The 23,970-nt window shown below is 66.6% G+C and carries 20 protein-coding genes; 4 read left to right on the top strand and 16 right to left on the bottom strand.

Annotated features, from left to right (window positions below; all coding sequences use genetic code 11):
* Nucleotides 1-45: 45 nt before the first annotated feature.
* The 7 genes from HNP55_RS09900 to HNP55_RS09870 all read right to left on the bottom strand — a co-directional run bounded on the left by HNP55_RS09900 (nt 46) and on the right by HNP55_RS09870 (nt 9,177).
* Nucleotides 46-1,110 (bottom strand): LD-carboxypeptidase, encoded by a 1,065-nt coding sequence (locus HNP55_RS09900; protein ID WP_184298740.1) that lies wholly within the window; start codon nt 1,108-1,110, stop codon nt 46-48.
* A 79-nt stretch (nt 1,111-1,189) separates the two neighbouring features.
* A complete protein-coding gene (locus tag HNP55_RS09895; protein ID WP_184298738.1) occupies nt 1,190-2,104 on the bottom strand; it encodes a transporter substrate-binding domain-containing protein in 915 nt (304 codons plus the stop codon).
* Nucleotides 2,105-2,118: 14 nt separating this feature from the next.
* Nucleotides 2,119-3,459, bottom strand: coding sequence for a putrescine-ornithine antiporter (gene potE / locus HNP55_RS09890; protein WP_184298735.1), 1,341 nt, complete (start codon nt 3,457-3,459; stop codon nt 2,119-2,121).
* Between the two features lie 34 nt (nt 3,460-3,493).
* Nucleotides 3,494-5,782, bottom strand: a complete 2,289-nt coding sequence (locus tag HNP55_RS09885; RefSeq protein WP_246448306.1) for an Orn/Lys/Arg decarboxylase N-terminal domain-containing protein — start codon at nt 5,780-5,782, stop codon at nt 3,494-3,496.
* Between the two features lie 159 nt (nt 5,783-5,941).
* Nucleotides 5,942-6,574 carry a M15 family metallopeptidase gene (locus tag HNP55_RS09880; protein WP_348648683.1) on the bottom strand — a complete coding sequence of 211 codons (633 nt, stop codon included), beginning with the start codon at nt 6,572-6,574 and terminating at the stop codon, nt 5,942-5,944.
* The gene (locus HNP55_RS09875; RefSeq protein ID WP_184298733.1) at nt 6,571-7,473 is read right to left on the bottom strand and encodes a LysR family transcriptional regulator; all 903 of its coding nucleotides are present in this window, start codon (nt 7,471-7,473) and stop codon (nt 6,571-6,573) included. Before HNP55_RS09875 ends, HNP55_RS09880 begins: the two co-directional genes overlap by 4 nt.
* Nucleotides 7,474-7,479: 6 nt before the next feature.
* Nucleotides 7,480-9,177, bottom strand: a complete 1,698-nt coding sequence (locus HNP55_RS09870) for an ABC transporter substrate-binding protein (protein WP_184298731.1) — start codon at nt 9,175-9,177, stop codon at nt 7,480-7,482.
* A 271-nt stretch (nt 9,178-9,448) separates the two neighbouring features.
* Between HNP55_RS09870 and HNP55_RS09865 the strand changes: the two genes are divergently transcribed.
* The gene (locus HNP55_RS09865) at nt 9,449-10,204 is read left to right on the top strand and encodes a hypothetical protein (protein ID WP_184298729.1); all 756 of its coding nucleotides are present in this window, start codon (nt 9,449-9,451) and stop codon (nt 10,202-10,204) included.
* A gap of 11 nt (nt 10,205-10,215) precedes the next feature.
* On the opposite strand, the gene speB is transcribed toward HNP55_RS09865, so the two are convergent.
* Complete coding sequence (gene speB / locus HNP55_RS09860) at nt 10,216-11,151, bottom strand: agmatinase (RefSeq protein WP_184298727.1); 936 nt, start codon at nt 11,149-11,151, stop codon at nt 10,216-10,218.
* A 194-nt stretch (nt 11,152-11,345) separates the two neighbouring features.
* On the opposite strand from speB, the gene HNP55_RS09855 reads away from it, so the two are divergent.
* The gene (locus tag HNP55_RS09855) at nt 11,346-12,314 is read left to right on the top strand and encodes an exopolyphosphatase (RefSeq protein ID WP_184298725.1); all 969 of its coding nucleotides are present in this window, start codon (nt 11,346-11,348) and stop codon (nt 12,312-12,314) included.
* Here HNP55_RS09855 and HNP55_RS09850 read toward each other — a convergent pair.
* The 3 genes from HNP55_RS09850 to HNP55_RS09840 all read right to left on the bottom strand — a co-directional run bounded on the left by HNP55_RS09850 (nt 12,298) and on the right by HNP55_RS09840 (nt 15,120).
* Entirely contained in the window at nt 12,298-13,725 is a 1,428-nt protein-coding gene (locus HNP55_RS09850) for a hypothetical protein (RefSeq protein ID WP_184298723.1), read from the bottom strand. The genes HNP55_RS09855 and HNP55_RS09850 overlap by 17 nt on opposite strands.
* A 176-nt stretch (nt 13,726-13,901) precedes the next feature.
* Nucleotides 13,902-14,504, bottom strand: a complete 603-nt coding sequence (locus HNP55_RS09845; protein WP_184298721.1) for a cohesin domain-containing protein — start codon at nt 14,502-14,504, stop codon at nt 13,902-13,904.
* Nucleotides 14,505-14,637: 133 nt separating this feature from the next.
* Nucleotides 14,638-15,120 (bottom strand): hypothetical protein, encoded by a 483-nt coding sequence (locus HNP55_RS09840; protein WP_184298720.1) that lies wholly within the window; start codon nt 15,118-15,120, stop codon nt 14,638-14,640.
* A 260-nt stretch (nt 15,121-15,380) separates the two neighbouring features.
* On the opposite strand from HNP55_RS09840, the gene HNP55_RS09835 reads away from it, so the two are divergent.
* Nucleotides 15,381-18,425, top strand: a complete 3,045-nt coding sequence (locus tag HNP55_RS09835; RefSeq protein ID WP_221439522.1) for a M12 family metallo-peptidase — start codon at nt 15,381-15,383, stop codon at nt 18,423-18,425.
* Nucleotides 18,426-18,535: 110 nt separating this feature from the next.
* Nucleotides 18,536-18,916 carry an MAPEG family protein gene (locus HNP55_RS09830; protein WP_184298718.1) on the top strand — a complete coding sequence of 127 codons (381 nt, stop codon included), beginning with the start codon at nt 18,536-18,538 and terminating at the stop codon, nt 18,914-18,916.
* A gap of 9 nt (nt 18,917-18,925) precedes the next feature.
* Here HNP55_RS09830 and HNP55_RS09825 read toward each other — a convergent pair whose 3' ends face one another.
* Genes HNP55_RS09825 through HNP55_RS09805 form a run of 5 tightly spaced genes read right to left on the bottom strand, consistent with a single transcriptional unit; the run spans nt 18,926 to nt 23,710 of the window.
* On the bottom strand, nt 18,926-19,894 hold the full coding sequence (locus tag HNP55_RS09825; RefSeq protein WP_184298716.1) for a peptide ABC transporter ATP-binding protein: 969 nt from the start codon (nt 19,892-19,894) through the stop codon (nt 18,926-18,928).
* Nucleotides 19,887-20,852 (bottom strand): ABC transporter ATP-binding protein, encoded by a 966-nt coding sequence (locus HNP55_RS09820; protein WP_184298714.1) that lies wholly within the window; start codon nt 20,850-20,852, stop codon nt 19,887-19,889. Before HNP55_RS09820 ends, HNP55_RS09825 begins: the two co-directional genes overlap by 8 nt.
* Before the next feature lie 2 nt (nt 20,853-20,854).
* Nucleotides 20,855-21,769 (bottom strand): ABC transporter permease subunit, encoded by a 915-nt coding sequence (locus HNP55_RS09815; RefSeq protein WP_184298712.1) that lies wholly within the window; start codon nt 21,767-21,769, stop codon nt 20,855-20,857.
* A 2-nt stretch (nt 21,770-21,771) separates the two neighbouring features.
* Nucleotides 21,772-22,782, bottom strand: coding sequence for an ABC transporter permease subunit (locus tag HNP55_RS09810; protein ID WP_184298710.1), 1,011 nt, complete (start codon nt 22,780-22,782; stop codon nt 21,772-21,774).
* A 28-nt stretch (nt 22,783-22,810) separates the two neighbouring features.
* Complete coding sequence (locus HNP55_RS09805) at nt 22,811-23,710, bottom strand: N-acetylmuramoyl-L-alanine amidase (protein WP_184298708.1); 900 nt, start codon at nt 23,708-23,710, stop codon at nt 22,811-22,813.
* Between the last annotated feature and the right edge of the window lie 260 nt (nt 23,711-23,970).

The raw sequence follows: 23,970 nt of genomic DNA, 5'->3' as shown, positions 1-23,970 counted from the left end.
TCCTTTCCTGACGAAGTCGGCGCGGCGGGCGGGTCGTGACCCGCCCTACAGAACCGCCGCTTCCAGCAGCTGCAAGCTGCCCGCATCCGCATCAATCTCGACCACGGCACCCACGGGCAAGGTCATCTTGCGGCGGATATGGCCGAAGCTGGCGCCGCGGTAGACGGGGATCTTGAGCGGCTTGACGAAGAAGTCGTCGAAGACCTCGTCCAAGGTCAGCGAGCCATAACCCTCGCCAGGCTCGCATTTGCTGAAGGCGCCCAGGGCCACGCCGGCCAGCTGGTCGAGCGCGCCGGCTAGGCGCAGGGTGGAGAGGCAGCTGTCCAGCTTGTAGATGGGCTCGTTCACATCCTCCAGAAACAGCACGGCGCCGCGGCAGTCGGGGAAATAGGCCGAGCCCGCCAGCGAGGCCAGCACGCTGAGATTTCCGCCCACCAGGGGGCCGCGGGCGCGGCCGCCGCGCAGGGTCCAGATGCGGTCCTGCTTGGCAATGAGGTTGTCGCCCCGCTCCGGCGGCGGGTTGCGCAGCAGCGCGGCCTGGGCCTCCATCACCACGGCGCGGAAGCTGCTCAGGCTGTACTCGTTCCACTCCGAGCTGGCCATGGGGCTGTGGAAGGTGATCAGGCCGGTCTGCGCCTGCATGGCATTGGTCAGCGACGTTAAGTCGGAAAAGCCGCCGAAGAATTTGGGCTTGGCGCGGATCAGGCCGTAGTCCAGCTTGTCGACGATGCGGTTGCAGCCCGAGCCGCCGCGCAGGGCCAGGATGCCGGCCACGCTGTCGTCGGCAAAGAAGGCGTTGACGTCGGCGGCGCGCTGCGCATCGCTGCCGGCGAATTGGCCGTAACGAGCGCGCAGATGCTGGCCTTCCTTGACCTTGAAGCCCAGGGCTTGCAAGCTCTCGATGGCCAGCGCAAAAGGCTCGCGCTCGAAGAAGGCGTGGCTGGGGGCGATCAGGCCCAGGGTGTCGCCGGGCTGCAGACGCTTGGGCCGCAGCAGGGGCAGGCGCGTCTGGCGAGCTGCGGGGGCTGCATGGCCAAGCGTGGCGGTGGCGCCGCCGATCACGGCGGCGAGGGACTGGGCGGCGAAGGCGCGGCGAGAGCTCTTGGGCATGGTGGCGGCGTCAGGGCCGCTTCAGCGGCCTGTTTGGAGACATGGCGAGCCACTTTACTGCCTCTCACCGGCCTCCGATTCAGGGTCGGACCCAGCCCTGGAACAAGGCCTGGGTCGCCGCATCCATGGGGCCGAAATAGCGCGCGTAGAGGGCCGGGAATTCCGGGCTTTGGTAGAGCTTGCTCAGCGTGCCGTCCACCAGCAGGCGGAAGTCGTCGTCGTTGCGGGCCAGGGCCAGGGCCAGCAGCTCGGTGTTGAAGCTGCGCTTGACCAGCAGCAACTCGCCGTCCAGCTTGTTGCGGCTCAGATACTGCTCCAGCAGGACGCGTTCGCCCACAAAGGCGTCGGCCTGTTTGCTGCGCAGCAGCTGCACGCCCTTGGCGTCCTCGTTCACGAGTACGGTGCGCACCGTCGCACCCAGGCGGCGGGTCTGGGCCTTGGCCCATTCCTCGGCCAGGCTGGCGTCGCGCACGGCATAGGTGTAGTGGGTCCGGCCGCCATTGAGGCTGCCACGCCAGAGCGGACCCGTTGCGGCTACCTTGCCCTGCAAGAACTCGCTCAGCGCGCGGGGGGCATCCCGGCGTATCAGCACGCCCACACCGCCGTTGAGCACGGGGATGGAGTAGGACAGCTGCTCGCGGCGCTTGAGGGTTTCGGCCGTGGCCGTGCACAGCAGATCGATATTGCCCGTGGCGATCCTGGCTATCGCCTCCTCGGCATTCACCGCCACAAAGTGGACGTTCAGCGTCGCCAGATTGAGCTTGGCCTTGACGGCCGCGGCAATCGGTTGGCATAGCTCGGCGCCATAGCCCTGCACCTGGCCTTGGCTGTTGCGGCTGGACATGGGGGCCACATCGTCGATAAAGCCCAGATTGATCTGGCCCGTCTTGGCCACGCGGGCCAGGGTCTGGGCGCTGGCGAGGCCGGGCAGGGCCAGACCGCTGAGCAGGCCCAGGGTGAGCAGCAGGCGCCGAGTTGTTTGCGAGTTAGCCATTGTCTTGTCCTCCCTCAGGCCTTGCCCTGTGCCGGGGCCGAGCCGGCGTCGCCGCCCAGAAAACGATGGGCGATGAAGCCGTAGATCAGATAGCCCACGGCCATCACCATCATGCCGCCGAAGACGGCGTCCTTGCCCGAGGCGTAGAGGGCATAAAAGCTATAGGCCATGGCGACCAGCAGGGCCGCCACATTGCGTTTGAACAGGCCGGGCTCGACCCTGGCCTTGTGCATGATGATCATCAGGGCCGATAGCGAGGTGATGTAGGGGATCACATTGGTGACGGCGGCCAGATTGACCAGCTTGCCGAATTGCGCGGCCGCGTCGGGCGACATGGTGGACATGGCCATCAGCGTCTGGATCACGCAGGCCACCAGCATGCCGATGACGGGCGCCTCGGCGGCGGTGACGCGGGAGAAGAAGGCCGGGAACATGCGCTGATCGGCCGCCGCCTTGGAGACCTGGCTGAGCGTGAACTGCCAGCCCAGCAAGGAGCCCACACAGGCCGCCACCGCCAGGAACAGGATCACATTGCCCACCATGGGGCTGAACATGGTGGCGTAGACCAGGGCAAAAGGCGCGGAGGAATGTGCCAGCTCGGCATTGGGCACGATGCCCTGGATCACCGTGGTGGACAGGATATAGACCACGGCCGCGCCGCCGGTGCCGAACAGGCAGGCCAGGGGCACATTGCGCTTGGGGTCCTCCACCGCGTCGGAGTTGGCGGCCGCCGACTCCATGCCCAGAAAGGCCCACAGCGTCAGCGGGATGCTGGATGAGATCGCCTCGCCCAGGGGCGCGCCCTGCGGATTCCAGGCCGCGGCGAAGATGGCGGACTTGAACCAGAACCAGCCGATCAGGGACAGGCCGGCCACCGGGATGATGACGCCCCAGACGGTGATGGCGCCGATCTTGCCGGTCAGCCGGGGCCCGCCGAAATTGGCCACCGTGGTCAGCCATAGCAAGGCCACGACGCCGATGAAGAGCGGCGTGGCGCCGGTGCCCAGCCAGGGGATGAAGGGGGTGATATAGCCCACCGCCGAGATGGCGATGGCCACATTGCCGATGGCCAGCGAGAGGTAGTAGAGGAAGGAGGCCATGAAGAAGCCGGAGCGGCCATGCGCTTCCTCGGTATAGGCCGACATGCCGCCCGAGCGGGCGCAGAACAGGCCGCATTGCGCGAAGCTGTAGGCGATGGCCATGGAGCCCAGGGCCGTGATGCCCCAGGACAGCAGGGACACCGCGCCGATCTGCGCCATATTGGCCGGCAGCATGATGATGCCGGAGCCCATCATATTGACGGCCACCAGGGTCGTCAGGCCCATCAGGCTCATCTTCTTGCTGGAGTCAGCCATGGCGGCCTCCTTTGCGGGGGAGATTAAGGAGCGATCACTTCAGGCATTGAACGAAATAGCGCCCGTTCTTCATTTCCACACCGTGGGTGTCGCGGCCGAAGCCGGGGAAGCGCTCGCCCCAGTCCTGCAGGCCGCGCAGATAGCCGATGAAGGGCCCGTCCGCCGCGCCGGCCGCCTCGCCTGGCATCAGCATGGGGATGCCGGGTGGGTAGGGCACGATGGCATTGGCCAGCACCCGGCCGGCCAGTTCGTCCACCGCCACTTCCTCGATCTCGTCGTGCACCAGCTTGGCATAGGCATCGGCCGGCGTCATCACCGGCACCGGCAGGGAGGAGAAGGCCAGGGCCTGCAGACGCAGGATGTCGCTGCTGCGCATCTGCTCGAACATGGCGGCGGCCAGGTCCTTCAAGCCCATTGCCAGATAGGCCTCGGGCACGGCCTCACCCGGTGCGTAAAGCACCTCGGCGACCGGGGTGTTGGCGTCGTAGGCTTCCTTGAAGCGCAGCAAGGCGTTGACCAGGGTGCCGAACTTGCCGCGGGTCACGCCCAGCGAGAACAGCACCAGGATGGTGAAGTCGGTGGTCTTCTCGACCTGGATGCCGCGCTGGCTCAGAAAGGCCGTCACCAGCATGGCGGGGATGCCGCTGGCCTCGAAAGAGCCGTCTTCCGCGACGCCGGGCGAGACGATGGAGACCTTGATCGGGTCCAGCATGCAGTAGTCGGCTTCGATGTCGGCAAAGCCATGCCAGGCCTGGCCGGGGTGCAGCACCCAGCAGCTGGGCTCGCTGACCAGCAACTCGGTCGGCGCGTCCTCGAAGGCCATGCTTTTGCCGCTGGCCGGGTCGATGACCGTGTCGGCATTCCAGGTGCTGAAGAACCAGTCGCCCGCGCGTTGCGCGTCGCGGCGCAAGCGCCACAAGGCCTTGCGGAAGTTGACGGCTTCCTGGATTGACTGCTGCGTCATGGTCACGCCGCCCACGCCGCTCATCATGGCGGCCGAGACCTCGTTGGACGCGATGATGGCGTACAGCGGCGAGGTCGAGGCATGCATCATGTAGGACTCGTTGAAACGCGCATGCGGCACTGGGTTGCGGCCATCACGCACATTGATCAAGGAGGACTGTGACAGGGCCGCCAGCAGCTTGTGGGTAGAGGTGGTGGTGAAGATGGTGGGCTTGTCGCGCGGGTAGTCGCGCGCCTCGCCATACATGCCGAAGCGGTCGCGGTAGAGCGGGTTGAAGCGCGCATAGCCATACCAGGCCTCATCGAAATGGATGCGGTCCACGCTCTTGTCCAGCAGCTCCACGACGCGGGGCACCTTATAGATCAGGCCGTCATAGGTCGAGTTGGTGACGATGGCGTGGATGGCCTTGCGGGACTTGTCCTGGGCCAGGGGGTTGGCCTGGATGGCGGCCTGTACCGCCTCTGCGCCGAGCGTCTGTGCGTGGATGGGGCCGATGATGCCCAGATGGTTGCGCGAGGGCCGCAAATAGGTGGGCACCACGCCGGTCATGGTCAGGGCCTGCTCGGTGGACTTGTGGGCATTGCGGTCGCACAAGGCATAGTCGCCGCGGGTCACCGAGGCCATCATGATGACCCGGTTGGACATGGACGAGCCATTGGTCACCGTGTAGGCGCGGTCGCCGCCGAAGATCTTGGCGCAGTATTTTTCGCTCTCGCCGATGGGGCCGCTATGGTCCAGCAGGGAGCCCAGTTCGCCGACCGAGATCGACAGGTCGGAACGCAGCAGGTTCTCGCCAAAATAGTCGTGGAAGGCCGCCCCCACCGGCGACTTCAGGAATGCCGTGCCGCCGGCGTGGCCGGGCGTGTGCCAGGAGTATTCGTATTTGCGCGCAAAGTCGATCAGGGCGCGGGTGAAGGGCGGTGCGATGGCGGCCCGGTAGCGCTCGATGGCGGCCAGCACGCGGCCGGCGATGAAGGCCGTGGTGTCTTCCAGAAACCAGATCAGCTCGTCGATCTGGCGCATGGTCTGCGCGTTCAGCTGCTGGCCATCCTGGCCCGCCATCAACACCACCGGCACATGGCTGTTGCGTGAGCGGATGAGTTGCAGGATCTCCTGCGCGCTGCTGTGGGCGTCTGCGCCCTGGCTCATATTCCAGCTCAGCAGCATGCATTGGATGCCAGGGTCGGCGCTGATCAAGGCCTTGGCGTCCTCGGCCGTGTTGGCCTCCAGCACGACGATGTCGCGCTCGCTCAAGGCCTTGCTGAGGGACTGCAGGCTACGACCAAGGGCTGAATTGGCGCCCAATTCATCGCTGATCAACAGCGCCCGCATCTCGACCATCAGAGTACCGTGAGTCATGACCGCCTCCCAGGGACCCAGCGCTCACCGGCGTGGGTTGGAGCACCATGCTCCTGCTGCACACCGGGCCAGGGTTTGCTCGCAGACTAGCAGCTCAAGATGACAAGACGGACTGTCAAGATAGGGGGCGGCCGTTGCGCTCTTTGGCCGGCCGCTGTTTCACAAGACGCGGGGCAGATCCCGGCGTACCTGGATGCGATCACCAAAATCGAAATGCCACCACTCGGTGTTGATGGTCTGGAAGCCGGCCTGCCGCATGGCCGCGCGCAACCAGCCGCGTTCGATCAGATGGGCGGGCTTGAGCAGGCCCAGGGCCAGGTGCTCGGCCTCGTGATCGGTGTGCGAGATCAGGCTCATCTCGTCGAAGCCCGAGCCCATATCGAGCTCGCGGCCTTGCGGGTCCAGCAGGGTCACATCCAGGGCCATGCCCCAGGAGTGGATGGACCCGCGCTGGGGCTCGGCCAGATACAGCGTCAGCGGCGTGCCCTGCAGCTCCTGCCACAGCTGTTCCTGCACCCGCTGCGGGCGCAGCGCGTCCAGCACGGCGATGCGGTAGCCGGGGCGCTGGCGGCCCAGCCAGTGGGCGGCTTGCTGCAGCGCGGCCGCGGCCTCGTGGCGCAACCAGGCGCAGTCCAGGCCGCCGTAGACATTGCGGCTGACGAAGTTGTCCGGTGTGGCGTAGCGCAGATCGATGGCGATGCCTTCGATGCTCAGCAAGGGCCTGAAGTCGGGGTGGGCGGCGATCTCCTCGCAAGGGATCATGGCGGGCGGGGTCGTCAGGGCTTCACTCACGAGTCCAGGCTCTCCAGATTGCGGCGCGCCGCTTCGCCCAGATACTTGACCAGGCGGCGCGCGCTTTGCGCCAGCGGCGCATTGGCGGCGCTGAGCAGATAGAGATGGACCGGCAGGGCCGGGGCCAGCGGCCGCAGGCGGACGCGGCCGCGATCGGCGCTGGCGGCGGTGAAGGGGTCGACCACCGTCATGCCCACGCCGGCCTCCACCAGGGCGCGGGCCAGCTGGTAGGTCTGCACCGTGAGGCGGCTGTGCAGGCTCAGCCCCTGGGCCTCGGCGGCGCCGTGGACCCGATTGGCCAGGGGGTCGTCGCCGGCCAGGCCGACCAGCTCGGTCTTGATCTCGGCAATGTCCAGCGGCCCCGTACCGTTCGCCTCGACGGAGCCCAGCGGGCAGAGCGCCATCATGGGTCCGCTGGCCAGCACCTCGGCCTTGATGCCGGGGTGGCGCGGGTCCTGCAGGGACAGGGCCAGATCGGCCTCGCCCAGCAGCAGGGCCGAGACGATCTCGCGCGTGTGATTGGTGGCCAGGGAGCAGTGGCTGTTGGGAAAGGCGGCGCACCAGCGCGTCATCGCCGCCGGGATCACGGCCGCGCCCAGCGTGGGCGTGGCCACCAGGCGCAGGCGCTCGGACTCGCCCGCGCGCAGGCTGGCGGCCAGGCGGCGGATGCTGAGCAGATCGCGGTTGAGCTTGTCGATCTCCACAAACAGGCGATGCGCCTCGGGCGTGGGGTAGAGCTTGCCCTTGACCCGATCAAACAGCGGCAGGCCCAGCTGCAGCTCGCAATGCTGCAAGACCTTGGTGACGGCCGGCTGCGAGATATGCAAAAGCAGGGCCGCCCCGCTGATGGTGCCGGCCTGCATGATGGCGTGGAAGACTTCGATATGCCTGAGTCTCATGGGCGCCTATCTGCGGACGACGTTCTCGAAATCCACCGTGCCATTGGGCGACATGATGAAACCCTGCACATCCTTGCGCACCGGGATGTAGACGGTGGAGTGGGCCATGGTGATCCAGGGCCGCTCGCGTTTGAAGATCTCCTGCGCCTGCTCGTAGAGCGCCAGGCGCTTGGGCGTGTTCGTCTCGGCGCGGGCGGCGTCGATCAAGGCCTCGAATTCCTTGTTGCAGAACTTGACGCCGCTGCGGTTGGCGGCGCAGCTGAGATTGGGCGTCAGGAACTCGTCCGCGTCGCCGCTCTCGCCGCCCCAGCCGCTCATATAGACGTCGTGCTCGCCCTGGTTGGCGCGCTTGAGGTACTCGCCCCATTCATAGGTCTTGATGTGGGCCTTGACGCCGATCTTGGCCCAGTCCTGCTGGATCAGCTGGGCCATCAGCTGGCCGTTCGGGTTGGTGGGCCGGCTCACCGGCAGGGCCCAGAGATCGATCTCCAGGCCCTGGGCATAGCCGGCCTTGGCCAGCAGCTGTTTCGCCCGCTCGGGGTTGTACTCGTTCTTGAGCTTTTTGTTATAGCCAGGGATGGCGGGCGGGAAGGCGCTGACCGCCTGCATCGCATCGCCGCGCGGGAACAAGGCCTTGAAGATGGCTTGGCGGTCCACCGCGATGTCCAGGGCCTCGCGCACCTCGCGATTGTTGGTGGGGGCCTTCTTCATATTGAAGGACAGATAGGAGATGTTCAGCGCCTGGATCTTCATCACCGTGACATCGCGGCGCTTGTCCATCGCGGCCAGGTCCACGTCGCGGAGGGCTGAGGCCACCTGGCATTCACCGGCCAGCAGTTTCTGCACCCGCACATTGGGCTCGCGGCTGATGCTGAAGATCAGCGCCTGGGTTTCCTGCTTGTCGCCCCAGTAGTCGGGGTTGGCCGTCATGCGCAGCACATCGTCCTTGGCATAGGACTTGAAGCGGTAAGGCCCGGTGCCCACCGGCTGGTTATTGATCTGCTGGGCGCGGCCTTGTTTGAGCAACTGGGCCGCATACTCGGCCGACTGGATGCTGGCCCAGGCCATGGCGAAATTGCTGGCGAAGGTGACGTTGGGGCTCTTCAGCCGGAAGCGCACCGTGTAGTCGTCCACCCGGTCCAGGCCCGCCAGCAGCTTGGCCAGACCCATGTTTTGCGGGTAGATGAAGTTGGCGGGAAAGGCCTTGTTGAAGGGCGTGCTCGGGTCGACAAAGCGTTGGAAGGTGAACAGCACATCGTCCGCATTCAGCTCGCGCGTGGGCTTGAAATAGGGCGTGCTGTGGAACTTGACGCCGCGCCTGAGCGTGAAGGTCAGGCTCTTGGCATCGGGCGAGATCTGCCAGGCCGAGGCCAGCTTGGGCTGCAGCTCCGTCGTGCCGCGCTTGAAGGCCAGCAGGCCCTGGAACATCTGCTTATTGGCCGTGTTGGTGCTGGCGCTGTCCCACATGCCGGGGTCGAAGCCCTCGGGGCTGGCATCGGCGCAATAGACCAGGGGCCGGGCTTTTTGCTGCGCCTGCGCCTGGGGCGGCAGCCCGCCCAGCGACAGCGCCGCGAGCAGGCCGAGGCAGAGCGAAAGCGAGGGGTGGGCGCGGTTTGACTTGAGGACGGGCAGCGGGGTCGGCATGGGCAGGGGCGTACGGATCAGGCGGGCGAGAGCGGCTCGCCATTGTGCGTCGCTGCTCACCGCAAACCAGTGAGCAAGCATGTTTTGACCATAACATGAGCTTATAGCTGGGAGGTCGGTCGCGCCTGCGTGTCAAGGCAATCCTGACTTTTAGCTCCGTCTGGATTTGACATTACAGTACGCCAGCTTAGGCAGGGGCTTCGGCTCCAAGCCCGGAATCTAAACTCCGCAGAGAGGCTGGCAGCACTCAAACTCAGGAGGGGAACTTGTCATGATCCAGACTCAATCCACGCCTATGCGCCGTCATTTTTTTCGGCAGACTGCAAATTGCTTGACGGGCCTGGTCTTGGCGCTGGCGGCTTTCGGCGCTGCGGCGCAGACACCAGACAACACGGCAGCGGCTGGTCGCAAATTTGTCGCCGTCTCCCTGCTGGGCGACACGATTCATATGATTACCCGCCAGGACAAGACCGGCAGCATGCTGGATGCCAATCTGCGCGAGTCCTTCGAGCTGAAGGGTGGGGTTTTTGATCAGGCGGCTTTGTCGGCGGTGGAACAAAGCGTGCGCAAGGCTGACGTCAAGGCGACGGTGTTCGGTTTGAAGTTGGCTTCGGCCAATGTTTTGGGTGAGCCCGGGGCTTTGCTGGATGGCAAGCGCTTTGTCATGCCGGCGGCGCTGGCCCCCGTGCTGCAGCAACTGCAAGCCAGCCATCTCTTGCTGATCACGCCGCATCGCGGCGAAGCCAATATCAAGACCCTGCGTGACGCGATTGGCATGGGGCGTCTGGAGGGGCAGGGCTTTTTCATCGACCGCGATGCGGTCGTACGCTTTGAGGAATCCAGCGAACTCTCCAAGGGCTATCTGGCGCCCTTCAGCTACTTCAAGATTTCGGTGATTGATCTGGCAGGCAATCAGGTGGTCGCGCAGAAGCTGGTGATGCGGGCTGAGTCCTTGATCACACGCCGCAAGGAAGCCGTGGCGGATCCTTGGGCCGTCTTGAGCGATGGGGAAAAGGTCGAGGCCTTGCGCAAGCAGATTCGCGAGGAGATCGCCGGCTCCTTGCCCGACTTGATTGGCGGCCTCTGAGTTTGAGAGACTTAATTTCGTCCCGCCGCAATCCGCCCGCACAAATAAGTCCAGACAAACTGAGCGGCTGCATAACTTGTTAATTCGGCGTGGTCGTAGGCGGGGGCCACTTCCACGCAGTCCATGCCCACGAAATTGAGATCGGCCAGCTCTTCCAGCAGGCTGAAGACCTGGTTTGTGCTCATGCCGCCGGGCTCGGGCGTGCCGGTGCCGGGGGCGAAGGCGGGGTCCAGGCAGTCGATGTCCAGGCTCAGATAGACAGGCGGCTGGCCCAGGGCCGCCATGCGCTCGCGCACGGCCTGCAGCACGCCGCTGAGTTGGGCCGGGCTTTCCAGGCCGCGCAGGCCGCGGGCGTCGAAGATCAGGCCGCCTTGCTCGCGCACATAGTCGCGTGCCTGCTGCAGGCCGGCCGAGCGTATGCCGAACTGCATAAAGCCCTCCTTGATGACCAGGCCTTGCTGGATCGCCTCGTAGACCCAGGTGCCGTGGCCGCTGGGCTCGCCGAAATGGTCTTCCCAGGTGTCGCAATGGGCGTCGAAATGCAGCACGGCCAGGGGCTGGCCGTAATGCGATTTGTAGGCGCGCAGCAGGGGTAGGGTGATGGAGTGGTCGCCGCCCAGCCAGCACATATGGTGGCTGGCGATCAGCGGGGCGACCAGGGGCGGCATGGCCGCGCGCATGGCCTCCAGGCTGGTATTGGGCAGGGCCAGGTCACCGAAATCGGCCAGCAAGCCCTCGGGCGAGGTGTTGAAAAAGGGATGGACGCCGTCGCACAGCATCTGGCTGGACTGGCGGATGGCGCGCGGCCCGAAGCGGGCGCCCGGCCGATTCGTCACGCAGCCGTCCCAGGCAATGCCGGCCAGGCCGTAGGGGCGCGGGGCCGCCCCGCGGCCCGCGTCCTGTCGCATGAAACGGTTGTCGCTGAGAAAGGCAAAGTCGGCACTCATGGGGCTCTTTCACTCGCTGGCTGGTGGGGGAGGCCCTTCATCATGCCCCAGCTGGGGCCCGATCCGCCGCCCCAGAAAACCCTCAAGAATCCGCTGTCGGCGTCGATGCACAAGATTGCGGGCCGACTTTCGCGAGTGGCCGTTGCCTGGCTGTTTCCCCCGCATCCCTGAAGAACTCTGAAGGAGTGAAGAAGATGACGAGCACCCACCCGCCCGGAACCCCGTCTGAAGCGCCGGCACGCAAGTTCCGCCTGGTCACCCGCAGCGACTTCGACGGCCTGGTCTGCGCCGTGCTGCTGAATGAGTTGCAGCTGATCGATGACATCAGCTTCGTCCACCCCAAGGATATGCAGGACGGCAAGATCGCCATCACCGATCGCGACATCACCACCAATCTGCCCTATGTGGCCGCCGCCCATCTGGTGTTTGACCACCATGAGTCCGAGACCCTGCGCAACCAGGGCGATCGCCCCAACCACATCATCCTGCCGCATGCGCCCTCGGCGGCGCGCGTGGTCTACGACCATTACGGCGGACGGGCCACCTTCCCGCGCGTCAGCGAGGCCATGATGGAGGCGGTGGACAAGGCCGACTCGGCCCAGTTCAGCCGCGAGGAAATCCTGGACCCCGATGGCTGGCCGCTGCTGAACTATCTGATGGACTCGCGCACCGGCCTGGGCCGCTTCCGCGACTTCCGCATCAGCAACTACCAGCTGATGATGGACTTGATCAAGTACTGCGCCGACCACAGCATCCGCGACATCCTGGCCCTGCCCGATGTGCAGGAGCGGGTGGACCTCTACTTCGACCACGCGCGCCGCGCCAAGGAGCAGATCCTGCGCTGCGCCAAGGTGCACGGCAATCTGGTCGTTCTGGACCTGCGTGGGGAAGAGATCATCTGGGCCGCCAACCGCTTCATGATTTACGCCCTGTTCCCGCGCTGCAATATCTCCATCCACATGATGTGGGGCCTGCAAAAGCAGAACACCGTGCTGGCCACCGGCAAATCGATTCTGGACCGCAGCAGCAAGACCCATGTGGGCGAGCTGATGCTCAGTTATGGCGGTGGCGGCCACCAGGCGGCGGGCACCTGCCAGGTGGCGAACGAGGAGGCCGAGGCGGTGCTGCAGGCCTTGATCACCAGGATCAACGCGGACGGCTGAGCCAAAGCCTTTCGGCCTCGCGCACGGCGGCCTCCAGCTCGCCCTCGCGTACCGGGCCGCTGCCGCCGGGCAGCTCCAGCACCAGCAGATAGCCCTTGACCATGGGCTCCTGTCCGCCCGGCCCCTGGCTGAAGCTGCGGGCAAAGGCCTGGGCCAGCCTGAGCTGGCCGCTGGCCAGCAGGCGGCCTGTGGCCGGATCCCACTGCTCGGGCGCCGTCAGGCAGCCGGCCGTGGGCGTGGCGGGGTAGTAGGGCGCCTCGCGGTAGTAGGCGGGGTTGACCACGCTGCCATGCATCAGGATCTCATCGCGGCCGGCGCGGCCGGCCAGCCAGGCTTCCTTGAGCGGCTCCCACTGCCGCCAGCTGGCGGGCAGCAAGGCCTCGTAGAGCGCTTCGCTCCAGTCCAGATCGCTGCCGTCCACCTGGAAGAACTCGGCCACCGGCGCCTCGATGGGCAGCTTGGTCTCCAGAAAAGGCGTGGGCCCGATGCTGGGGTTGCTGGCCGTGCTGGAGCCGCGCACGGCGAACAGGCCTTGCGGCGTGTTGCCCAGCGTGATGGTGCCGGGCAGATCGGCCAGGGCGCGGGCCAGCTGGGGCACCTGGAACAGGCGGCCGTCGGCCTCGCGCACAAAGCGGCCATCGGGGCCGCGCAGAATCGCCAGGCCCAGCACCTCGCGGCCCGGCCGCTGCAGGCTGAACACCACCGGCAGGCCGGTCCGCAGGGGCGCGGCCAAGAGCTCGGCCAGCGGCGGTGGCGCCCCGTCCGGCCCGTTCTTCAGCAGCAGGCCCAAGGCGCGCAGGCGCGGCTCCTCGCGCCAGGCAGGGAATTGCAGCTGCATGCGGGCCTGGATCTGCGTGCGCGCGGCGTCGCGCGTCGCGCCCTGCAGGGGGCGCAGCAAGGCATAGGCGGCGATGGCGAATTCGCGCGGCGTGCCCAAGCGTGCCAGCAAGGGCCAGAGCTGGGGCGCGGCCTCGGCGGCATAGAAACGATGCACGGCGGACAGCACTTGGCGCTGATAGTCCGCCGGCTTGGCGGCCAGGCCGGGCAGGGCCGTCAGGGCCGGGCCGCGGGCGGCCTCGATCTCGCGGTTGTAGAGCAGCACGGCCGCCAAGGCCTCGGGCAAGGCGGCTTCGGCGGCCTCGCCGGGCGGCAGGGCCAGGCGCTCGCGCAAGAGCTGCAGCTCCTGCTCGCGCCGGGCCTGCTCCTGCTCGGCGCGGGTGGCCTGCCAGTGGAAATCGCTAACGCTGTAACCGAGCAGCTCCTGGGTGCTGTGGCGCTTGCCGGGCAGGGCCGTGGGCGGCTGGCTGGCGCAGCCCCACAGCGTGGCCAGCAAGCAGATCAGCAGGGGTTTTTGCAGCTGCTGAAGTTTTGAAACAGGGGGCAGGGGCGCGCGCATCAAAAAGCTACTCATGAGAAACAAACCGTAGGTCGGGTTAGCGCAGCGTAACCCGACATGCCGAGAAATCGTCGGGTTACGCTGGCGCTAACCCGAGCTACGAACTCAGGGCTCACAGTGGAACACACAAGAAAAAGCGCCCCGGGCGAGGGGGCGCTGGGTGCTGGCGCGCCTGGCGCGGCTGTGTGGACTCAGGCGGGCGCGGCCTCGGTCGGGCGCTTGCTGCGGCTGCGCAGCAAGCCCAGGCCCGCCAGGCCCGCGCCCAGCATCAACCAGGTCGAGGGCTCGGGCACGGCGTTGACGGTGGCGAGGCTGCCGTTATTGATCTGCACCGGCAGCTCGGCCAGCTGGGAGTTGAGCAGCAAGACGTCGGAGAAGTTCAGCGCGCTATTGCCCACGCCCGTCACCTGGAAGTTGAAGCGGGCCAGCACGCCGTCCCCGCTGACGCCGGGGATGCTGCCGATCAGGCTATTGAAGGTGAAAGAGATCTGGCCCAGGCTGTTGTCCACGCTGCCGGGGTTCCAGAAGGTCGAGCCGCCGCCGGACAGGAAGGCGCCCTCGCTGGCGCTGCTGAAATGCAGCAGGGCGGGGTCGAAGGAGAGGCTGAATTGGTAGCCGTAGAGATCGCTGATGCCGGCGATCAGCACGTCCACGGCGACGTTGGAGCCCAGCACGCCGGGTGTCGGCGTGCTCTGCAGCGACAGCACCGGGTTGGCGGCCAGGGCCTGGCCGGCGAAGGCGCCAAAAATCAGGGCGGCGCCCAGGGTCTTCTTCCAAAACTGTGATCGATGCATGGCTCTTGCTCCTTTGTTTTGAAGACCCGCTTCGGGCTCCCCGGCGGCGAGTCTTTCATTCGCGCATCAAGGCCAGCAAGAGGGAATTCCCGATCCTTCAAACAAGGGAAGGTGATTCCTGCCGCCGCGGTTTTCAGCGCGGCTGCGCTGGCAATTTGGCTTGCAATTCATCCAGCGCGGCTTCTATCTTCTGCAGCGCGGCGGGGGCTTGCTCGCTGCGCCGGAACACCTGCTTGTCCAGGTTCGGGCCGCTCACCGTGATCAGGGTCCAGGCACCGTCTTGCAAGTCGGCGTCCGCTATGCGTTCGGGCAGGGCGAAGAAGCCCTGCTCCTGCAGCAGCCGGCACAGGCGTTCGAAATCGCCCGCGGCCAGCCGGCCTTGGCTGACCTGGTCCACCGTGCCATGCCTGGCCTTGCCGCTCAGGGTGAGCGTCAGCAGGCCGTCGCTTTGCAGCTGCAGGCGGCTGCCCCTGCTGCAGCCGAAGCAGTCTCTCTCCAGCGTGATGGACTGAATTTGCGGCAGCGCCGCCAGCGCGCCGGGCGCTTGGGCGCAAGCCAGCAGACTGCAGCTGTAGCACAGGGCCAGGGCCCAGTTGAGCAAGAGCGGACGGCGCATGGGCTTTGGGGCAGGGCCTGCCAAGTTAGGGGGGTGAAACGGCGTCTGCATGAGGATTGACCCTGTGTAGAGGCGCGGGCTTCGCACTTATTCTTGCAGCCGCATTCGAGGGTGTGTGAGGAATTTGCAGAATCAAATGCCGACGTGCTTGATTCGCGTGGAGCGGCCATCGGTGAGGAGGTATGCCGATAGCGCCAAATTCACACGGCAATGACTCCGCAGCCCGTTTCCACTCAGCGAGCTCAGGAAAAGGACAAAAAATGGACTTCAAGCCTTCGTCTTCCGGCCTCTCTTCAAGCGGCGCAGCCCCGAACGCCCAGCGCCCGCGGGCCCGGCCCCTGGGCCGCCCCAGTGCGATCGCCCTGGCCCTGGTCTGCCTGAGCCTGGGCAGTGGCCTGGCCCTGCCGGGCGCGCAGGCGCAAGGCCTGCGGGCCGCACCGGCCGTGCAGCAGAACCAGAGCTCCGGCGCCTTCTGGCAGGAGCAGCGCCTGGCACCGGCCAAGACCTCGGCTCGCGGTGCCCGGCCCTCGGTGCAGCCGCGCGCCTTCCGCGCCGCCACCCTGGACAAGGCCGGCCTGTTCAACTACGCCGCCGCCGCACCGCTGGAGCGCAGCTCGGCCGCGGCCCTGAGCCCGCTGGAAATCTCCCTGCCCCATCCGGATGGTGGCTTTCAGCGCTTCAGCCTGGCGGAGTCGCCGGTGATGGAGGAAGGCCTGGCCGCCAAGCATCCCGAGATCAAGACTTTCGCCGGCAAGGGGCTGGACGACCCCAATGCCTCGGTGCGCCTGGACATCACGCCGCTGGGCCTGCACGCCTCGGTGCGCTCGCCCAAGGGCTCCTGGTATGTGGACCCCTACTACCATCTGGACGACAGCGTCTACGCCAGCTACCACGGCCGTGACCTGCCCAATGTCCACGGCCCCCTGGGCGAGGCCTTGCTGACCGAGGCCCATATCAGCCTGGGCCGCGGCTTCTATCACGCCGGCGATACGGTGGAGCTGCGCGGCTTCGGCTTTGTGCCGGGCGCGACGGTGAGCATCACCATCAGCAATCCCGAGACGGACAGCGCCCCGCGCCAGACGTTCAGCGCCGTGGCCGGCCGTGACGGCACGCTCAGCGTGTCGCTGCCGGCCGAGCCCTCGCGCAATCTCGGTGCCTACGAGATCACCGCCAGCGATGGCCGCAGCAGCAGCAGCGCGGCCTACCATGTGGTCAGCGAGGCGCAGAGCCCCACGGCCGCCGTCGGCGACCAGCTGCGCAGCTACCGCCTGGCCCTGGTGACCGACCCCTCCTACGCCAGCTATTTCGGCGGCTCGGCCAATGTGACGGCAGCCAAGGTGACCCTGGTCAACCGCATCACCCATATTTACGAGGACGAGACCTCGATCCGCCTGGTTTTGGTCAACGACAACGACAAGCTCAATCTCGACACCGCCGCCCAGATGACGGGTGCCAACGGCCCCTGCGGCGCCGCGGCCTGCTTCAGCACCTCGCAGGCGGCGGGCTGCGCCAGCTCGACGCTGACGCGCAATCGCGTCGTGGTCGGCCTGCTGGTGGGGGCCAGCAATTACGACGTCGGCCATATCGGCTTCGGCCTCAACGGCGGCGGCCTGGCCAGCCTGGGCGTGGTGGGCGGCAATAACAAGGCCCAGGGTTGCACCGGCGTGCCCACGCCGGTGGGCGATTTGTTCGCGGTCGACTATGTGGCGCATGAGCTGGGCCACCAGTTCGCCGGCAATCACACCTTCAACGGCGTCACCGGCAGCTGCACCGGCGGCAACCGCAATGCCGGCACCTCGGTGGAGCCGGGCAGCGGCTCGTCCATCATGGCCTATGCCGGCATCTGCGGCAACGACGATCTGCAGCCGCACAGCGATGCCTACTGGTCGCAGCGCAGCTTCGATGAAATCGTCGCCTACACCTCGGGCTCCGAAACCAATCTCAACGAGGTGCAGATGGCCGCGCTGAGCGGCTTCACGGCCAATGGCCAGCAGTTCCAGCTGAGCTATAACGGCCAGCCCTCGGCCGCCATCGTGCGCGGGAGCAACTTCACGAGCGCCGGCATCAAGGCCGCGGTGGAGGCCATCGCCGGCTGGCCGGCCGGTGGCACGGTCACGGTCAGCAGCCTTAGCGATGCGGGTTTCACCCTCACCTTCGGTGGCACGCAGGCCGCCACCAACGTGGCCGGCCTGCAACTCATCAACTGCAGCGCTGGCTGCAGCGGCTATGTGGGCGAGATCGCGGCCGGCGGCCAGACCAAGCGCCGCGGCGCCATCAGCGCCAAGAACAATAGCGCGCCGGTGGTCAGCGTGCCGGCGACCCTGACCATCCCCGTGCGCACGCCTTTCGCCTTGAGCGGCAGCGCCACCGATGCCGATGGCGACAGCCTGACTTATCTGTGGGAGCAGAACGACCGCGGCGCCGCCAGCGGCACCGGCCTGACCAGCAATAGCAAGACCAATGGTCCGCTGTTCCGCCAGTTCGGCACCCGTGCGGTGGTGAGCGAGGCCGATACCAAGCTCTACAACTCGCCCGGCGAGAACCATGTGGACGGCAATCCGACCCGCGTGTTCCCGGATCTGGCCCAGATCCTGGCCAATAACACCAATGCCGAAACCGGCGCCTGCCCGGCGGCCTCCGCCACGCCCACGCCGGCCGAGGTGGATTGCTTCTCCGAGTTCCTGCCCACCGCGGCCTATGTGGGCTTTGCCGGCGTCAACGCCAACCCGGCCTCGCTGAACTTCAAGCTCACCGCCCGTGATGGCAAGGGCGGTGTGGGCAGTGCCAGCACCCAGCTCATTCTGGCGCCGGGCGCGGGCCCCTTCCTGGTGACCTCGCCCAATACGGCACTAACGCTCAACTCGAACAGCAATCTGACGGTGAACTGGAGCGTGGCCAATACCGATGTGGCGCCGGTCAGCACGGCCAATGTGAAGATCAGCCTGTCGGTGGACGGCGGCCTCACTTACCCCCATGTGCTGGCGGCCAGCGTGCCGAACAATGGCAGCCGCGTCGTCACCCTGCCGCAGCTGGCCACGACCCAGGCCCGCATCAAGGTCGAGGCCGTGGGCAATGTGTTCTTCGATGTGTCCAACGCCAACTTCACGATCAATCTCTTCGGCGACCTGAACAAGGACGGCGTGGTAGATTGCGCCGATCTGGCCATCGTCAAGGCGGCCATGGGCAAGCGCACGGGCCAACCAGGCTTTGATGTGCGGGCCGATGTGAATGCCGATGGCGTGGTCGATATCCGCGACCTGAGCGCCGTCAGCCGCGTGCTGCCGGCGGGCACGGTGTGCCGGTGAGGCGATAGCGCGGCGCCGGCCGCGCTTCACGCCAGGCCTCTTTCCTTTGCCGGGAAGAGGCTTTTTTACACCCGTATGCTGGGTCACCGAAGTGAACTCAGGAGATTCTTGTGAATTGGCTTGATCTTGTCGCCTTGCTGGCCCTGGGCCAGTATTTCTTGTTTGCCTCTCTGGTCGGGCGTGCGCGCGGCAAATACGGGGTCAAGGCCCCGGCCGTCACGGGCCACGAGGTGTTCGAGCGCTTTTACCGCGTGCAGATGAATACCCTGGAGCTGCTGGTCATCTTCATCCCCTCGCTGCTGCTCGCGGCCAAATACTTTCCCGCCAACTGGGTTGCCGCCGTGGGTGCGGTCTATCTGCTGGGCCGGGCGGTCTATGCCTATGCCTATGTGAAGCAGCCGGCCGGCCGTGCCCTGGGCTTTGTGCTCAGCGCCGGGCCGACGATGTGCCTGCTTCTGATGGCCTTGGTGGGTGTGCTTCGCCAGGCTTGATGGCCAATATCAAACCCTATGGCAGGCCACCAGCCGCCCGTCCAGCTCGCGCAGCTGCGGTGCCTCGACACTGCAGCGCGCCTCGGCCAGCGGGCAGCGCTTGTGGAAGGCGCAACCCGGGGGTGGGTTCAGCGGGCTGGGTAGCTCGCCGTGGATCTTGATGCGCTCGCGCCGGTCGGCCTTTCGCAAAGCCGGGGTAGCACTCATCAAGGCCCGGGTATAGGGGTGCAGGGGCCGCGCAAACAGCTGCGCCTTGGGGCCCATCTCCACCGCCCGGCCCAGATACATCACCATCACCTCGTCCGCCACATGCTCGACCACGCTGAGGTTGTGGGAGATGAAGACGTAGGCGCAGCCCATGCTGTCCTGCAGGTCCATGAAGAGGTTGAGGATCTGCGCCTGGATGGACACATCCAGGGCCGACACCGGCTCGTCGGCGATGACGATGCCGGGCTGCAGAATCATCGCCCGGGCGATGGCGATGCGCTGGCGTTGGCCGCCCGAGAACATATGCGGATAACGCCTTAAATGCTCGCTGCGCAAGCCCACCTGGGCCAGCAAGGCCTCGATGCGCTCCAGGCGCTCGGTGCGGCTCAAGCCGGTGTTGATCAGCAGCGGCTCGTCCAGCGTGGCCTGCACCGTCTTGCGCGGGTTGAGCGAGGCAAAAGGGTTCTGGAACACCATCTGCACCTGCTGGCGCAAGGTCTTGAGCCTGACCTTGTCGGCGCTGGCCGCATCCTCGCCGCCAAAGCGCAGCGAACCCGCGCTGGGCGGCTCGATCAGGGTCAGCTGGCGGGCCAGGGTGGACTTGCCGCAGCCCGACTCGCCCACCACGGCCAGGGTCTGGCGTGGGCGCAGCGTGAAGCTGACGCCGTCCAGGGCCTTGACGGTGGCTTTGGGGCGGAACAAACCCTGGCCGACGCGGTAGTGGCGGCTGAGGTTCTCGGCCTGCAGCAGGGGAGGAGCGATCTCATGCATGCGCCTGCTCCTGTTTGGTAATTGGATAGAAGCAGCGCACGCCCTTGGTCAGTGCGGGTAACTCGTTTGCGCAGCGGGCTTGGGTGTAGGCGCAGCGCGGTGCCAGCAGGCAGCCGCGTGGCCGGTCCAGCGCGCCGGGCACGATGCCGGGCAGGGCGTGCAGGCGGGCCGCGCCGCGGTTGTGCTCGGGAATGGCGGCCAGCAAGGCCTCGGTATAGGGGTGGCGCGGCGCTTCGAACAGCGCGGGCAGGGGGCCGCTCTCCACCACCTGGCCGGCATACATCACGGCCACGCTGTTGGCGCCTGCTTGCGCCATCTCGGCCACCACGGCCAGGTCGTGGGTGATCATGATCAGGCCCATGTCTTGCTCGCGCTGCAGGCGCAAGAGCAGGTCCATGATCTGGGCCTGTATGGTCACGTCCAGGGCGGTGGTGGGCTCGTCGGCGATCAGCAGCTTTGGGTTGCAGGCAATCGCCATGGCGATCATCACCCGTTGGTTCATGCCGCCGCTAAGCTGGTGCGGGTAGGCCTTCAGGCGGTTCCTGGCGTCGGGGATTTCCACCAGCTCCAGCAGCTCCAGCGCCCGCTGGGTGGCGGCCGCACCCCTCAGGCCCAGATGCAGCTGCAGCACCTCCTTGATCTGAAACCCCACGGTGTAGCTGGGGTTGAGGCTGGACAGGGCGTCCTGGAACACCATGGCCATGTCCTTGCCGATCAGCTGGCGGCGCTGTTTGGGGCTCAGCCGCAGCAGGTCCTGGCCCTGGAACTCCAGGCAATCGGCCTGGACCCGGCCCGGTGCGTCGACCAGGCCCATCAAGGCCAGCATGCTGAGCGATTTGCCCGAGCCCGATTCGCCCACGATGCCTAGCAGCTCGCCGGCCTGCAACTGCAGGTCCAGGCCCTCGACGGCGGGGAAGGCGCCGAACTGGACGCTGAGGTTTTTGATGTTCAGCAACATGGTCAGATCTTTTTCAGCTTGGGATCCAGCGCATCGCGCAAGCCGTCGCCCATCAGATTGATGGACAGCACCGTGATCAGAATCGTCAGCCCCGGCAGGGTCACGACCCAGGGCGCGCGCTGGATGTAGTCGCGCGCGGCCGAGAGCATGGTGCCCCATTCCGGCGTGGGCGCTTGCACGCCCAGGCCCAGAAAGCCCAGGCCGGCTGTTTCGAGGATGGCCGAGGAGAAGCTCAGCGAGGCGTTCACGATCAGCGGGGCCATGCAGTTAGGCAGCACGGCCACAAACATCAGGCGCAGCGTGCCGGCGCCGGCCACGCGGCTGGCGGTGACGTAGTCCTTGTTGATCTCGGCCAGGGCGGCGGCGCGGGTCAGGCGGGTGTAGCCGGGCAGGGCGCCGATGGCGATGGCGATCACCGTGTTGATCAGGCCCGGCCCCAGCACCGTGATCACGCAGATGGCCAGCAGCAGCCCCGGCAGGGCCAGCATGATGTCCATCACCCGCATGATCAGCGGCGAGGCGAGCTTTTGATAAAAAGCCGCCAGCAAGCCCAGCAGCACGCCGGGCAGCAGGGACAGCAGCACCGAGGCCAGGCCTATGCCCAGCGAGACGCGGCCGCCGTGCAGCAGGCGGGAGAGCATGTCGCGGCCCAGCTCGTCGGTGCCCAGCAGAAACTGGCGCGAGCCGCCCTCGGCCCAGACCGGGGCCTGCAGCATATGGTTGCGGAACTGCTCGATCGGGCTGTGCGGCGCCAGCCAGGGCGCCAGCAGCGAGGCCAGGGCGATCAGGCTGAACACCAGCAGCGCGGCCAGTGCGCCGCGATTGGCCGCGAAGCCGCGCCAGAACTCCTGCAGCGGCGTGGGGGGAGAGAGAGCAGGGGTCAGGTCTTGCCTGTCCAGGGTTTCGACTGGCTTCATCATCAATGCTGGGAACGGATGCGTGGGTTGACCAGGCCGTAGAGCAGGTCCACGATCAGATTGACGGCGATAAAGGTCAGGGCCGAGATCAGGATGCCGGCCTGCACGACGGGGTAGTCGCGCCGGGCGATGGAGTCGATCAGCCATTTGCCGATGCCGGGCCAGGAGAAGATGGTCTCGGTCAGCACCGCGCCGGCCAGCAGGCTGCCGGTTTGCATGCCCACCACCGTCAGCACCGGGATCAAGGCATTGCGCAGGGCATGGACGATGAGGACCCGGCCGGGGCCCAGGCCCTTGGCGCGGGCGCTGCGGATGTAGTCCTCGCGCAGCACCTCCAGCATGGAGGAGCGCGTCATGCGCGCCACCACGGCCATGGTGCTGGTGCCCAGCACCAGGGCGGGCAGCAGCAGATGCAGGCAGGCGGACTTGAAAGCGCCTTCTTCACCGGAGAGCCAGGCGTCGATCAGCAGAAAGCCGGTCACGCGGGTGATGTCGTACTCGATGCTGATGCGGCCCGACACCGGCGTCCAGGCCAGGCCGACCGAGAAATACATGATCAGGATCAGGCCCCACCAGAACACCGGCATGGAATAGCCCACCGTGGCCAGGCCCATCACGCCCTGGTCCAGCAGGGAGCCGCGCTTGAGCCCGGCCAGCATGCCCAGCAGCAGGCCCAGGCTGACGGCCAGCAGCAGGGCGGCCAGGGCCAGTTCCACCGTAGCGGGGAAGAGGGCGGCGAACTCCTTGGCCACCGGCTCGCGGCTCACCAGGCTCTGGCCCAGATCGCCCTGGGCCAGTTTGCCGATGTAGTCGAAATACTGGACATGCAGGGGTTGGTCCAGGCCCAGGCGCTGCACCAGGGCGGCGTGGGCCTCGGGGTCCAGGCGGCGCTCGCCCATCATCACCTCGATGGGGTCGCCGGGGATCAGCCGTATCAGGCCGAAGGCCACCAGGGTGATGCCGATCAGGGTCGGGATCAGGGTGGCGAGCTTTTTGAGCAGAAAGGTGAGCACGGTGGCGGGGCGGGGTCAGCGCGAAGTGTCAACGTGAAACGGGCTTGAGCGGCTTGCCGTCCTTGCCCGGTTTTGCGTCGGGCGCGGGCCAGGGCGAGGGCTTGAGCAGCATGCCGCCGGGGCTGGTGGCCACGTCCAGCAGGGCGGCGGTCTCGGCGTCCATCTTGCCGCTGTAATCGCTGGGCCGGTACTTCATCTGGAAGGTGGCGACGGTGTCCAGCGTGCGCTGGTCGCTCTCGCCATTGCGCGGCACGCTGCTGTAACCGTAGCGGGCCAGCTTGTCCTGGAACCAGGCGGCGTCGGGCGGCACGGCCTGGTAGAGGGGCAGGCGGGCCGCCACCAGGGCGGCGTCGGGCCAGGGGATCAGGCTGGCATCGGCCAGCTGCTTCCAGGGGAACATGGGGCCGGGGTCCTGCTTGCGGCCGGGCGCGATATCGGCATGGCCGATGATGCGCTCGGGCAGCACCTTGTGGCGGGTCTGGATGTCGCGCACCAGATTGATCACTTCGTCGATCTGCTTCTGCGGGAAGGGGGCGTAGACGCGGCCGTTGGGCGTGTCGGTGAAGCCGGGGTTGACGATCTCGATGCCGATGGACGAAGAGTTCAGCCCCTGGTTATTGCCCCAGCTGCTCAGGCCCGCATGCCAGGCGCGGCGGTTCTCGTCCACGATGTAGTAACTGATGGGAGGCTCGTCCCGCACCAGGTAGTGGCTGCTGACCTGGCCGCCGGTGGTCAGCACGCGCAGGGATTTTTCAAAGTCCAGCACCGTGTAATGGAGCACGATGAAGAGGGCGCGGCTGTCCTGGTTCAGCGAGGTGTAGCTCTTGTCGATCTTGGGCGCCGGGGGGGCGGGCGGGGTGCGGGGGGCACTGGCGCAGGCGCTCATCAACAGGGCGCTGGCGGCGCAGATCAACAGATTCTTCTTCATACCCGGGCGATGGAGGTGGTGGCTGAGGCAGGCCATTGTTGCAGGCTCCGGCCCGTCTGGACGCGGCCGGCTGCACAAGCCGATGTCAAAGCCAAGCAGGGCCATAGCTTTTGAGCATGGCCGCGGGCGGGCAAAAAAGAAGGCCGACACTTTCCCGGGGTCGGCCTCAAGATGACAGCGTGCTTTGCTTGTTCAGGCGGGCTCTGTTTTTGTCGCCCTGCGCGGCCGCCGGCCGCAATATCGGGGGCAGGCTCGCCTGA

This window comes from Roseateles oligotrophus (genome assembly GCF_014204525.1).
GTDB lineage: Bacteria > Pseudomonadota > Gammaproteobacteria > Burkholderiales > Burkholderiaceae_C > Paucibacter_A > Paucibacter_A oligotrophus_A.
The sequence above is the reverse complement of the archived record's forward strand: the minus strand, read 5'-3'. Positions and strand labels throughout refer to the sequence as shown.